The sequence below is a fragment of the Burkholderia sp. JP2-270 genome (assembly GCF_003233675.1).
In the GTDB taxonomy this organism is placed as follows: domain Bacteria; phylum Pseudomonadota; class Gammaproteobacteria; order Burkholderiales; family Burkholderiaceae; genus Burkholderia; species Burkholderia pyrrocinia_C.
The window spans coordinates 2,590,279-2,603,387 of record NZ_CP029825.1; the positions used below are offsets into that span (position 1 = coordinate 2,590,279).

Sequence of the window (13,109 nt, forward strand, 5' to 3'; positions counted from 1 at the left end):
GTCCGAAGTCCGTTATGTGGAGTGAAATCAGCAACATCGGCGATGCCGCGCTGACCTTGCCGATCGCGCTGACCTGCGCGGCGTGGCTGGCGCTGACCGACCGGCGCCTCGCCGTGCGCTGGGTCGTGCTGCTGGCCGCCGGCATGGGCCTCGTCGGCGCAACCAAGATCCTGTATGCCGGGTGCGGCATCGAGATTCCCCAATTCGATTTCCGCGTGATCAGCGGCCATACGATGCTGTCGACGTCGGTGTGGACGGTCGCGCTGTCGATGCTGTGGCAGGCGTTCCGGCCGGGCAAGGTGCCCGGCATCGCGGCCGGGCTGGCCGTCGGCGCGGTCACGGCCGTCGCGCGCGTGTTCGATCACTCGCACACGATTCCGGAAGTCGTCGTCGGCTGGATGCTCGGCGCGCTGGTGGCGCTGGTGTTCCTGCGCGGCTACGACGGCGCGCGCCAGCACGCGTTCTCGCCGCGCATCGCCGCTGTCTGCCTGCTGCTCGTGTCGGGTATCGCTTACGGGAACCGTGCGCCGTTCCAGCAGATGATCGACACGCATTCGCGGCAACTCTGCGCGTTCGTGCGCGCGCCGTCGGGCGAGGGATTCTGACAGTTGCCGGTTGCGGCGGCCCGGTGTTCCGGTGTTCCGGTGTTCCGGCGCTGCCAGGTTGCCGCCCGCGATCGACCGGCGGTTGCCCGATTCCTCTTCCCGATCGTTTCCTGCCTGTCGCGGAACGCATCGTCAGTCTTTCCCCGAGTCAACGAACCGGCCGGTCCGCGGGATCGGTCGCGCCGCTTTGCGCATTGGCGCAGGCGCGCGAAGGTCATGAGCAAAATCTATGACCGGACATAACGAATATTCATTTCATCGATTGGCGGCATTCGCGTACGCTGGCTGTCGTTCGACCGCGGCCAGCTGCCCGGCGCGCGTCACGCGCGTCTCGATATACTCGCGGAAACCGTGCGGCACCTTATGACGTCGGCGCGCCGTCGACCGGCATGCGTCGGCCGCGACACGCACGGAAAACCCGTCGCGGCAGCGTTCCGCGACGATGACTCACGACAGGAGCAGCTCACATGACAGTCGTTTCTTCGCGCCTCGCCGGCAAGTGCGCATACATCACGGGCGCCGCGGGCGGCCTCGGCCGCGCGATCGCGCGCCGGATGGTCGAGCAGGGCGCGCGCGTGTTCTTGACCGACATCGCCGAAGCGGCGGTGCTCGACGCGTTCGCGCAGGAACTCAACGCGGGCCACGCGACGCCGGTCGCGTTCGCCGCGACGCAGGACGTGCGCGACGAAGCGCGCTGGCAGGCACTGCTCGCGCAGGCGGACGATGCGATGGGCGGGCTGTCGGTGCTCGTCAACAATGCGGGCGTCGGCTCGATCGGCTCGCCCGCGCAAATCGAGCTGGACGAATGGCGGCGCGTGATGGCGATCAACGTCGAGAGCATCGTGCTCGGCTGCAAGCATGCGCTGTCGTACCTGGGCGCGAGCCATCCCGCATCGATCATCAACATCTCGTCGGTCGCCGCATTCAAGGTCGAGCCGGATTTCACCGCGTACAACGCGTCGAAGGCGGCGGTCGCGTCGCTGACGAAATCGGTTGCGATCGATTGCGCACGCCGCGAGCTCGACGTGCGCTGCAACTCGATTCACCCGGCGTTCATCCGGACGGGGATCGTCGAGCCGCTGTTCCAGACGCTCGGCGAACGCGATGCGACGCGCAAGCTCGCGCGCGGCATTCCGCTGCGCCGGCTCGGCGAGCCGGACGACGTCGCGCATGCGGTCGTGTATCTCGCGTCCGACGAGAGCCGTTTCGTGACGGCCTCCGAACTCGTGATCGACGGCGGCATGTGCGCGGTCTGACGCGCACCCCGCATCCCGCACAGCAACTATCGGAGGAGAACATCGTGTCGACACCCGTGAACCGCCAACTGCTGCTGAAGACGCGCCCGGAAGGGCGGGTCGGCCGCGAACACTTCTCGTTCGTCGAGACGCCGGTGCCGGCGCTCGCGGACGGCGAGGTGCTCGTGCGCGTGCTGTACCTGTCGATGGACCCGACCAACCGCGTGTGGATGAGCGACGTGCCGCAGTACCTGCCGCCCGTCGCGATTGGCGAGGTGATGCGCGCGCTCGGTATCGGGCGCGTGGTCGCGTCGCGCGATGCCGGTTTCGCGGAAGGCGATCTCGTGCAAGGGCTCGTCGGCTGGCAGGACTATGCGGTCGTGCCGGCCGACCAGGCCGCGCAGCTCGTGAAGCTGCCCGCGCAGTCGGGCCTGCCGCTGCCGACGCTGCTCGGCGCATGCGGGATGAGCGGGCTGACCGCGTATTACGGGCTGACCGACATCGCGCCGGTGCAGCCCGGCGAAACGCTCGTCGTGTCGGCGGCGGCCGGCTCGGTGGGCTCGATCGCCGGGCAGATCGGCAAGATCCACGGCGCGCGCGTGGTCGGGATCGCGGGCGGTGCTGACAAGTGCCGCTACCTGACCGAGACGCTCGGCTTCGACGCGGCCGTCGACTACAAGGCCGACGATTTCCGTCAGCAACTGAAGGCGGCGACGCCGGACGGCGTGCACGTGAACTTCGAGAACGTCGGCGGCGAGGTGATGCGCGCGGTGTTGTCGCGGATGGTGATCGGCGGGCGCGTTGCGCTGTGCGGCGTGATCTCGAACTACAACAGCGGACGCGCGGCCGACGATGTCGGCGTGCTGATCTCGAAGCGGCTGACGATGCGCGGCTTCCTGATCCTCGATTACCGCAAGAGCCGCGAAGCCGTGCAGACGCTCGCGGGCTGGCTGCGCGACGGCCGGCTCAAGGCCGAGGAAACTGTCGCAGACGGTCTCGAAAACGCGCCCGACGTGCTGAATCGCCTGTTCGACGGCGACCATCGAGGCAAGCTCGTGCTGCGTGTCGATCCGGACGCGTGACCGGCTTGCGGCGCGGCGTGCGATATCGGTCGCGCGTTGCCGCGAGATGTTGTCGAACGTGGTGAGTTCGATCAATCGGGCCTCAATTTAGGACTTGTCCCATATATTGTCCGGGCCTCTCTCCCTAAAGTGATTGCCAGCAAACAGGCTGGCATGACCGACGCGTCACGCCGCCTATTTTTCTGGTCACGCGGCAGGGGAGAGGGAACGTGCGGAACAACGTGAAGCGGGCGGCATCGGCGGCGATGCGTAATCGAACGGTGCGGTGCGCCGGCGCCGGCGCCGTGCGGATGGTGGCGATCGGACTGGGCGTCGTATTCGCGATGTCGAACGCGGTGGCAGCCGGGCAGGCCGCGTCGGACGGCGTCGTGCGGTTTAGCGGCGCGCTCGTCGATCTCTACGATGTGAAGTTCGACGCGCCGTCGGGCACGGTTGTCGAAGGACGGGACGCGGCGGGCAGTGGAGCCGTGGCGACGCTTCGGTTCGATGCGCATGGCCGGCGTTTGCCGGGTGCTCATGTGGCACTGGTCGGGCCCGACGGTGCGCCGTTCGCGCTGGATGCCGATTCGGGTGTGCGCGCAACATGGCGCGATGCGCACGACGATCGAAACGTGCCGCTGGTGTCGGGCCGTGCTCATCGCGTCGGCCCTTACGGCGGCGTGATGACCGTCGCGGCGGATGAAGCGACGGGCGCCGTGGCGCCCGTCGTGATCAGGATTCGCCATCCGTGACGGAGGCTTGTGCGTGTGGAGGGAGCGACGGCGGCCAGAGGGCGTGGCACGCGGCCACGCGCCGCGTCATTCGCCCTGTTCGGCGCGCGCGTAGATGTCCCAGCTCGCCATGAACAGCGCGGCGACGAGCGGCCCGATCACGAAGCCGTTGATGCCGAACAGCGCCATCCCGCCGAGCGTCGAGATCAGCACGACCCAGTCGGGCATCTTCGTGTCCTTGCCGACGAGGATCGGGCGCAGCAGGTTGTCGACGAGACCGATCACGCCGACGCAGAACGCGACGAGGATCACGCATTTCCAGATCTCGCCGGTCGCCAGGAAGTAGAGCGCGGCCGGTATCCATACGAGGCTCGCGCCGATCGCGGGCAGCAGCGACAGGAACGCCATCAGCGCGCCCCACAGTACGACGCCCTGGATGCCGAGGATCCAGAAGATCAGCCCGCCGAGCGCGCCCTGCACGAGGGCGACCGCGATGTTGCCTTTCACGGTCGCGCGCACGACCGTCGTGAACTTCGCGAGCAGCAGATTCTTGTGCTCCTCGTCGAGCGGCAGCGCGCGGCGCACGCGGCGGCCGATCTCGCCGCCGTCGCGCAGCAGGAAGAACACCATGTACAGCATCACGCCGAAGCTGACGATGAACTGGAACGTGTTCTGGCCGATGCTGAACGCCTGGGTCGCGGCGAACTGGCTGATCTGCGCGGCGCCGTCGGTCAGCTTCTTCTGGATGCCGGGGAGGTTGGTCATCCCGTATTTCGCGAGCACACGCTGGATCGAGGTCGGCAGCGCGTGGATGACGTCCTGGAAGTACTGCGAATAGTTCGGCTGCGCGGTCTTGATTTCCTGGTACACATATGCGATTTCCTGCACGAGCGTCGCGGCGACGAACACGAGCGGCAGGATCACGATCAGGACGATCAGCGTCATCGTCACGAGCGCGGCCAGGTTGCGCCGCTTGCCGAAGCGCGCGGCGAGCCAGCGCTGCACGGGCTGGAACAGGATCGCGAGAATGGCGCCCCAGAACACGGCCCCGGAGAACGGCGCGAGAATCCCGCACATGCCGACGGTGACCGCGAACAACAGGAAATAGAAGAATTTTTGGTGATCGTGTCCGCTATCCATGGGTGGCATTCGCGCAGATTGATGCTTGGTTTGATTGAATCTCGTTGCCCTGGGCGCGATCGGCTCGCGAACGTCACGGGTTCGCTGCGGAACACGCGGCGGGGCGGCCCATCGGGAGTATGCCCGCAAAGGTGCCGCCATCATAACCGCTGCGTGCGACCCATGCGAAAACGCCGCGGCCGGGGCCGCGGCGCTGCCGGGAAGCGAACGCGGCGCAAGGCCGCGTGCGATACCGTCACATATTGAGCTTCGTGACCTTGGTGCCGTTCACCGACAGGTCGCCCATCAGGCCCGCGTTGGTCAGGACCAGCACCTGGACCGGCGCGGTGGCCGTGGTGGTGTCGACCGCGCCGTTCGCGCCGACCTTCACGACCGCGACCGATGCGTCGGCGCCGGCAGCCCAGCCGTCCGACTTGCGGAACGAGTCAAGCGCATCCTGCGTCATGAACAGGAACACGATCGCCTTCGACTGCGCGCCGGCCTGCAGGCCGACCGATAGCGACGACGTGTTGTAGTAGCCGACGGTGCTGCCGCCGACGCGCAGCGCGCCGTTGCCGGACTGGCCGCCGATGATGAGACCGGCCTGCAGCACGTTCGGGAACACGAGTACGCCGCGCGATTTCGCGACGAGTTCACGAGAACCCGGCACCGTCGAATAGAGGCGCGACAGCGTCGCGTTCACGCTCGCGTCGATCGACTGGCGCTTCGATGCGCTGGCCGACGCGGTTTCGGGTTTGTCGGGCGTGGTCGTGCAGCCGGCGAGTGCAAGGCTGCCGAGAATCACGGCGGCGGCGGCTTTCATGGCGAGGGGCTTCTGCATGACGGTTCTCCTTCGTTGTCTGATTGAGGACGGCGCGGGCAGCCCAGTTCAACGGCGGGCGAGGAGCAGGCCCGCAACGAACGCGAGGCCCGCGACCACGCCGGCGGTCTGCCACGGGTTGTCGTGCACGACCTGCGACACGCGTTCGGCCGAATCGCGCAGCCGGGCGGCCGCGCTGCCCGACGCGTAGTCGAGCGTGCTGCGCGCTTCGTCGAGCCTCGACTGCACGCGCTTGCGCAGCGCGGCGATATCGCCGTCGCCATCGTTTTTCAACAGGTCTTCCAGTTCGTCGACCAGCCCGCGCAGGTCGTCGGTCACGTCGGCATGCAGATCGCGGGCGGCGGAGCGCGTCGTGCGTCCCACGCGCCGGCCGGTGCGACGGATGTCGGCCAGGCCGCGGTCCAGTTTGTGTTCGATCGAGTCGGTGAGCGCCATGGTGTTTATCCTCCTTCGATTCCAGGCCAATTTGAAGATAAGACGAATCCCAGCAATTGATGTGATTCACTTGCCCCAATTGAGTTTCGAGACAAATTTTCAATTCGTTGGCAGGATCGCCGCGAAGCCCCGTCGCGCGGGGCGGTGCGACGGTTGAAAAAATTTCGCAATCGGCGAATCAGGCAGCGGCACAAGGTGAATGTCCGGTAAGTATTGCGTCTCCATGGATATTCGGTAAATAGTGCCATTGCGGGCCTTGCGGTGACGCAAGGCACTAGTCGACGCTGTTTGACGGAGCACGGTTTGTGCCCGAGCCGCGCGGCGAGCCGCCATCGTCAAGCGCGACATCGACAATGACGGGGTCGTGGTCCGACGAGCGGTATGCGTCGGGTGCGTAATAAGACGACCGGTGCACATGCGTTTTGTAATCGGGCACGGGTTGCAGGGCGACCGGTTCGTCGACGTTGATGTGCCATATGTGCACGGCCTTCACGCGTGCGGCGAGTGTCGACGTGGCCAGCGCGTGGTCGAGGTAACCGGCTTCACCGCGAAATACGTAGCTGTACGCGGCATCGCCGACGAAGCTGGCGACCAGGTTCGCATAGCCGCGCGATTCGAGCGTGCGGATCGGATCTTCCTTCGCATAGCTGTTCAGGTCGCCGATCAGCAGCACGCCGTCGGCCGCGGCGCCCGTCGGCGACGCGGCGAGCCAGCCGGCGATGCGCGCGGCCGCCCGCGTGCGTGCCGCATTCCAGCAGCCCTGGCCGTCCGCATGGTCGAGGTCGGCGCCGGTCGCGTTCGGGCAGTTCTTCGACTTCAGGTGATTGACCGCGACGGTGAACGCGCGCGTGCCGCCGATGCGCCGGAAGGTCTGCGCAAGCGGCGGGCGGTGCCGGCCGCCGAGCGCGATGGTCGCGGCGCGCCCGACCGGCTCGACCGTGCGACTGTCGTACAGCAGCGCGACCGCGATCGCATCGCGGCCGCGCCGCGCGGTGCCGGGATCGACCGCGCGCCAGCCTTCGCCAAGTTGTGCCGCGAGACGCCGCACTGCGCTCGCGTCGCCGTGGCCGTTGTTCGCGATTTCCATCAGCCCGATCACGTCGGCGCGCAGCGCATGCAACGCTGCGACGATCTTCGCTTCCTGCCGCGCGAAGACGGCGTGCGTTTTTGCGCCACGGTTGGCCGGCGCGTCGAATCCGCCGCCATGGCCGTCGCCATTGAAATAGTTGAGAACGTTGAACGACGCGATGCGCACGTCGGCATCGGGATGCCGGGCCGGCGCATCGGCACGCGGATTTGCGGCGGCGTCGAACACGGGCGCCGCGCCGGCTGTCGGTTGCAGCCGCCACGTGCCGTAGCGCAGTTCGAGCACGCCTTCGACGCCGCGCACCGTATAGCCAGCGCGCAGCGTATTGGCAGCGCTCAGCGCGGGCGGCGGATAGCGGACGGTTGCAGGATCGCGGCGGCTCGAGCCGTCGTCGAGCACGATGCGGTTGCGCGCGTTGGCCGCCGCGTGCGCGGCGGCTTCGGCCGGCGGCGCGACGTGGGTCGGGATGCGCAGCCGGCCGTTGCTGAGAACGAGGCTGCCGTAGCGGCCGAGTTCGCGTGTGTCGCTGACCGTCAGCGTTTGCGGCAGGCGCACCCGCATGCCTTCGTGCGCGGCCAGCACGGCCGGTGCGGCGACCGGCAGCGTGAGCGTCGCCGGCGTGACCGTGTGCCCGCGTGCGCAGACGGCGATGCCGCCCGACAGCACGAACTGCGTGCGGCCGTATCGATCGTCGACCCGGCCCGTGAGATGCACGAGATCGCCGGGGCTCGCGCGTGCGTTCGGTGCGTACACGAACAGGCCTTCCGGGACGCCCGGCCGACGCCGCCGCTGCGCGTCGGCCTGCTGGACGAAGAAGCCGCCTAAGCCGTCGGCGCCGCCGAACGCAGCGGTGACGACGGCTTCGATCGACGTCGTTTGCCCGGCCAGCGGCGACGGGCCGCCGGCGCTGCGGAGGTCGGCAATCGCCGAGGCCGCGCCGCCGCAGCCGGCGCTGACCGGCGGCGCGGCGGGGGCAGGCCGGATGGAGAGGGCGAGCGATAGCGCAACGGCAAGCGGCGGAAGCAGGCGTGACATGGGACGGTCCACTGGAAGAAAATCCGACAGTTCGGGAGCGCATCTTGACGGCGAAATGCCAGGAAGCGGCCGAATTGGCCGTCCGGCCAGTGCCGGATGGCCAACGATGCAGGCAGGCCCTGCCGCGGCTGTTACGCTTTCGCATCGGGCGTCGCATGCCGATCGCGCAGCGAACGCTGGCGCACCCCGTCCCCACAGGAGAAGTCCATGTCTTACATGCTGTTGATTGTCGAACCGACCGACCAGCGCGCCGAACGCACGCTCGACGAAGGCCAGGCGCTTTACGCACGGATGGTCGATTTCGCCGAGACGCTGAAGGCGCGCGGCGTGCTGCGCGGCGTCGAGTCGCTGGAGCGTTCCGAGCGCGGCACGCGCGTGCAGGTGCGCGACGGCGAGACGCGCCTGCTCGACGGCCCGTTCGCGGAGGCGAAGGAGATGGTCGGCGGCTTCTTCCTCGTCGACGTCGACACGCGAGAGGAAGCGATCGAGATCGCACGCCAGTGCCCGGCCGCGCAATGGTGCACGGTCGAGGTACGCGCGGTCGGCCCGTGCTTCCTGTGAAGGCGGTGACTCGGTATTTACCCTGATTTGTCGTGGCGCGTGTCGATCCGGCCGTGTTTCGCCCGTCGTCCGGATAAGGCGCCGATGAACGGGCGTCTCCTTTTACCGACGACAAGGAGTGAACGATGCGATTCATGATCATGATTCGGGCGAACGCCGTCAGCGAATCCGACGCGTTGCCGGACAACCGGCTGGTCGAGGCGATGACCGTGTATCACGAGGAACTGGCCAATGCCGGCGTGCTGCTCGACGCGAACGGCCTGCGGCCGAGCGCGCGCGGCTGGCGCGTGCGCTATACGGGCGGCAAGGGCACGGTGGTCGACGGCCCGTTCGCGGAAACGAAGGAGCTGATCGCCGGCTATACGCTGATCCAGGTGCGTTCGCGCGACGAGGCGCTCGAATGGACGCGCCGGTTCCCCGCGCCGTTCGGCGCCGAGATGGATTGCGAGATCGAGGTGCGGCCGCTGTTCGAGCTCGACGACCTTACGCCGAGCGACGCGGTCGAGCGGTTCCGCGAACTCCACGTCGGCCACGGCAACGCCGCCTGAATCCCAGCCTGAATCCAACCTCACCAGGAGCATCCGTCATGCACAAAATGGTTTTCATCAACCTGCCCGTGGCCGACCTGCCGCGCTCGAAGACGTTCTACCAGGCGCTCGGCTTCGAGGTCGTGCCGGCCTATACGAACGATCAGGCCGCCTGCCTCCGGATCAGCGACACGATCTTCGCGATGCTGCTCGTGCGGCCGTTTTTCCAGACCTTTACCGACAAGACGATCGTCGATCCGGCGACGCATGTGCAGGTGTTGTCGTGCCTGTCGTGCGAAAGCCGTGCCGAGGTCGAGGCGATCGTCGCGAAGGCGCTGGCGGCCGGCGGCGCCGCGCCGCTGCCGCCGCGCGAGTACCCGGCCATGTACGGCCACGGGTTCACAGATCCGGACGGTCATGCGTGGGAGCTGATGTCCATGCCGCAGGACGCGTCCGCGCAGGGGCAGGCGTCGTGACGCATGACGCGGCGCATCGTGCGATCGAGGCGGTCTGGCGGATCGAGGCGCCGAAGATCATCGCGCGCGCCGCGCGCGTGGTGCGCGACGTCGGCGTGGCCGAGGAGCTGGCGCAGGACACGCTCGTCGCGGCGCTCGAGCACTGGCCCATCGACGGCGTGCCCGACAACCCGGCCGCCTGGCTGATGACGGCCGTGAAGCGTCGCGCGCTCGACCGCGTCCGGCAGGAGTCGCTTCATGCGGCGAAGCGCGACCAGCTCGGCCACGAGATGGACGCGCTCGAAGCGCATGTTGTCCCCGACATCGCCGAGGCGCTCGCCGACGCGAGCGACGACGACATCGGCGACGACCTGCTGCGGCTGATCTTCACGTCGTGCCACCCGGTGCTGTCGACCGACGCGCGCGTCGCGCTGACGCTGAGGCTGCTCGGCGGGCTGACGACGGGCGAGATCGCACGTGCGTTCCTGACGCCCGAGCCGACGATCGCGCAGCGGATCGTACGCGCGAAGCGCACGCTCGCGGCGGCGCACGTGCCGTTCGAGGTGCCGGCCGCCGATGCGCGGCCCGCGCGGCTCGCGTCGGTGCTCGAGGTGATCTACCTGGTGTTCAACGAAGGCCATGCGGCGACGGCGGGCGACGACTGGACGCGTCCGGCGCTGTGCGACGAAGCGCTGCGGCTCGGCCGCGTGCTGGCCGGCCTCGCGCCGGACGAGAGCGAAGTGCTCGGGCTCGTCGCGCTGATGGAGTTGCAGGCGTCGCGCATGCATGCGCGCACCGATGCGCAGGGCCGGCCCGTGCTGCTGCTCGACCAGGACCGCAGCCGCTGGGATCAACTGCTGATCCGGCGCGGCCTCGCGGCGCTCGAACGGGCGACGAAGCTCGGCGGCGTGCGTGGGCCGTATGCGCTGCAGGCCGCGCTGGCCGCCTGCCATGCGCGTGCGCGGCACGCGTCGGAAACGGACTGGGCGCAGATCGTCGCGCTGTACGACGCGCTCGCCGAAGTCGCACCGTCGCCCGTCGTCGAACTGAACCGCGCAGTGGCCGTGGGGATGGCGTTCGGGCCGGCTGCGGCGCTCGAACTCGTCGACGTGCTGCGCGACGATCCCGCGCTCGCGCGCTATCACTGGCTGCCGAGCGTGCGCGGCGACCTGCTGGCGAAGCTGGGCCGTGCCGACGAAGCGAAGCTCGAGTTCCGCCGCGCGGCGGAACTGACGCGCAACGAGCGCGAACGCGAGTTGCTGCTCAAGCGCGCAATCGATGCGTGATCGATCGATGCGTGACGCATGAAGCGTGCGTCGCAAGCGCGGCGTACGCCGCGTCGATCCCGCCCTCCCGCCGATTCCCCGATGCACGCCCGGCACTATCGCCCGGATTGAAAAAGCCTATTGGGGGATGCGAACGCCAGCGCCTAGATTAAAGAGCACGATGCGTACGTCCCGGCAAATGCATCGTTCCCCACATATCTGATCGGCCCGGCTTCGCACGCGGCCGCGCCGACTCGAACGGAGGCGCAAATGGCTCAACTCAAGGGCAGCAAAACCGAAGAGAACCTGAAGGCGGCATTCGCAGGCGAATCGCAGGCGAATCGACGCTATCTCTATTTCGCTTCGAAGGCTGACGTCGAAGGCCAGAACGACCTCGCCGCGCTGTTCCGCTCGACCGCCGAAGGCGAAACCGGCCATGCGCACGGCCACCTCGAATACCTGGAAGCCGTCGGCGATCCGGCAACGGGCTTGCCGTTCGGCTCGTCGCGGCTGAATCTCGAATCGGCGATCGCCGGCGAAACGCACGAATACACCGACATGTATCCGGGCATGGCGAAGACGGCGCGCGACGAAGGCTTCGACGAAATCGCGAACTGGTTCGAGACGCTCGCGAAGGCCGAACGCAGCCACGCGAACCGCTACACGAAGGCGCTGGACAGTCTCGTCGACTGAAGGGCTGCCGCAGGCCGCACGGCACGGCCGTGTAACCGGCAAGCGGCCCCCGCTCATTCATCGCCGCCCGCAGCGCGCGGGCGGCGCGCTTGCGCGCATGCGCGCCACGCTGGAGCGCCTCATGCCCCACAAGGAAGGCAGTCTCGAAGCCCCGACCCGGCATCCGCTCGACTGGCAGTCCGATACGTTCTACGACCAGGCCGCGATCGATGCGGAAATGTCGCGCGTGTTCGACATCTGCGCCGGGTGCCGGCGCTGCGTGTCGCTGTGCGGCGCGTTTCCCGCGCTGTTCGATCTGGTCGACGACACGCCGATGGGCGACATCGACGAAGTGCCGAAGGCCGCGTTCGGCAAGGTCGTCGACCAGTGCTATCTGTGCGACCTCTGCTACATGACGAAATGCCCGTACGTGCCGCCGCACGCATGGAACGTCGACTTCCCGCACCTGATGCTGCGCGGCAAGGCGGCGCGCTACAAGCGCGGCGAAGCGGCGCTGCGCGACAAGGTGCTGTCGAACACCGATGCGCTCGGCCATTTCGCGGGCATTCCGATCGTCACGCAGACGGTGAACGCGGTGAACCGTACGCCGCCCGCGCGCCATGCGCTCGAAGCGGCGCTCGGCGTCGATCGTAACGCGTGGCTGCCGGAGTTCGCGCCGCGCAAGTTCCGGCGCGCCGCGAAGCGCTCGGACAACCCGCCCGCGCGCGACGGCGAACGCACCCCCGGCAAGGTCGCGATCTACGCGACGTGCTACGTGAATTTCAACGAGCCGGGCATCGGCCACGACCTGCTCGCGATCCTCGCGCACAACGACATTCCGTACGAACTCGTCACGCGCGAAGCGTGCTGCGGAATGCCGCTGCTGGAGCAGGGCAACCTTGCCGGTGTCGCCGCGAAGAAGGAGGTGAACCTGCCCGTGCTCGAACGCTATGCGCGCGAAGGCTATGCGCTGATCGGCGCGATCCCGAGCTGCGTGCTGATGTACAAGAGCGAGCTGCCGCTGATGTTCCCCGGCGACGAAGCGGTGCGCGCGGTGGCCGACGCATTCTGGGATCCGTTCGAATACGTGATCGCGCGGCATCGCGACGGGCTGCTGAAGACCGATTTCAAGACCGGCCTCGGCACCGTGTCGTATCACGTGCCGTGCCATGCGCGCGTGCAGAACATCGGCCGCAAGACGGCCGACGCGCTGTCGCTCGTGCCCGATACGCGCGTGAATGTCGTCGAGCGCTGCTCGGGCCATGCGGGCACGTTCGGTGTGAAGAAGGAATTCCATGCGGACGCGATGCGGATCGGCGCGCCCGTGTTCAAGGCGATGGCCGAGCCGCAGCCGGATTTCGTGTCGTCGGACTGCGCGCTGGCCGGCCATCACATCGTGCAGGGCATCGACGAGAAGGGGCTGCCGTCCGCGCCGCTTGCGCATCCGCTCACGCTGCTGCGCCGCGCATACGGCATCTGA

Annotated in this window: 14 protein-coding genes; 10 read left to right on the plus strand and 4 right to left on the minus strand. The window is 68.0% G+C overall.

Features of this window, described 5'->3' with window-relative positions:
• The first annotated feature begins 14 nt into the window (after positions 1–14).
• The 4 genes from DM992_RS29810 to DM992_RS29825 all read left to right on the plus strand — a co-directional run bounded on the left by DM992_RS29810 (position 15) and on the right by DM992_RS29825 (position 3,653).
• Positions 15–605 (plus strand): phosphatase PAP2 family protein, encoded by a 591-nt coding sequence (locus DM992_RS29810; protein WP_111019797.1) that lies wholly within the window; start codon positions 15–17, stop codon positions 603–605.
• A 467-nt stretch (positions 606–1,072) separates the two neighbouring features.
• A complete protein-coding gene (locus DM992_RS29815) occupies positions 1,073–1,861 on the plus strand; it encodes an SDR family oxidoreductase (RefSeq protein WP_111019798.1) in 789 nt (262 codons plus the stop codon).
• Between the two features lie 44 nt (positions 1,862–1,905).
• A complete protein-coding gene (locus DM992_RS29820) occupies positions 1,906–2,922 on the plus strand; it encodes an NADP-dependent oxidoreductase (RefSeq protein WP_111020469.1) in 1,017 nt (338 codons plus the stop codon).
• Positions 2,923–3,167: 245 nt separating this feature from the next.
• Positions 3,168–3,653, plus strand: coding sequence for a thioesterase (locus DM992_RS29825; RefSeq protein WP_111020470.1), 486 nt, complete (start codon positions 3,168–3,170; stop codon positions 3,651–3,653).
• Between the two features lie 66 nt (positions 3,654–3,719).
• Here DM992_RS29825 and DM992_RS29830 read toward each other — a convergent pair whose 3' ends face one another.
• The 4 genes from DM992_RS29830 to DM992_RS29845 form a co-directional block, all read right to left on the minus strand.
• Positions 3,720–4,772, minus strand: a complete 1,053-nt coding sequence (locus tag DM992_RS29830; RefSeq protein WP_111019799.1) for an AI-2E family transporter — start codon at positions 4,770–4,772, stop codon at positions 3,720–3,722.
• Positions 4,773–5,007: 235 nt separating this feature from the next.
• Positions 5,008–5,592, minus strand: coding sequence for a YSC84-related protein (locus tag DM992_RS29835; protein WP_111019800.1), 585 nt, complete (start codon positions 5,590–5,592; stop codon positions 5,008–5,010).
• 48 nt (positions 5,593–5,640) lie between these two features.
• Complete coding sequence (locus tag DM992_RS29840) at positions 5,641–6,027, minus strand: DUF883 family protein (RefSeq protein ID WP_047901453.1); 387 nt, start codon at positions 6,025–6,027, stop codon at positions 5,641–5,643.
• A 274-nt stretch (positions 6,028–6,301) separates the two neighbouring features.
• Positions 6,302–8,149, minus strand: a complete 1,848-nt coding sequence (locus tag DM992_RS29845) for an ExeM/NucH family extracellular endonuclease (protein WP_111019801.1) — start codon at positions 8,147–8,149, stop codon at positions 6,302–6,304.
• A 207-nt stretch (positions 8,150–8,356) separates the two neighbouring features.
• Here DM992_RS29845 and DM992_RS29850 point away from each other — a divergent pair, with 207 nt between their 5' ends.
• From DM992_RS29850 to DM992_RS29875, 6 genes are all read left to right on the plus strand, one after another.
• The gene (locus DM992_RS29850) at positions 8,357–8,710 is read left to right on the plus strand and encodes a YciI family protein (protein WP_034185206.1); all 354 of its coding nucleotides are present in this window, start codon (positions 8,357–8,359) and stop codon (positions 8,708–8,710) included.
• A gap of 125 nt (positions 8,711–8,835) precedes the next feature.
• The gene (locus tag DM992_RS29855; RefSeq protein ID WP_111019802.1) at positions 8,836–9,258 is read left to right on the plus strand and encodes a YciI family protein; all 423 of its coding nucleotides are present in this window, start codon (positions 8,836–8,838) and stop codon (positions 9,256–9,258) included.
• Between the two features lie 38 nt (positions 9,259–9,296).
• On the plus strand, positions 9,297–9,713 hold the full coding sequence (locus DM992_RS29860) for a VOC family protein (RefSeq protein WP_111019803.1): 417 nt from the start codon (positions 9,297–9,299) through the stop codon (positions 9,711–9,713).
• Entirely contained in the window at positions 9,710–10,978 is a 1,269-nt protein-coding gene (locus tag DM992_RS29865; RefSeq protein ID WP_111019804.1) for an RNA polymerase sigma factor, read from the plus strand. Before DM992_RS29860 ends, DM992_RS29865 begins: the two co-directional genes overlap by 4 nt.
• Positions 10,979–11,227: 249 nt before the next feature.
• Positions 11,228–11,650, plus strand: coding sequence for a rubrerythrin family protein (locus tag DM992_RS29870; protein ID WP_111019805.1), 423 nt, complete (start codon positions 11,228–11,230; stop codon positions 11,648–11,650).
• A gap of 121 nt (positions 11,651–11,771) precedes the next feature.
• Entirely contained in the window at positions 11,772–13,109 is a 1,338-nt protein-coding gene (locus DM992_RS29875; RefSeq protein WP_111020471.1) for a heterodisulfide reductase-related iron-sulfur binding cluster, read from the plus strand.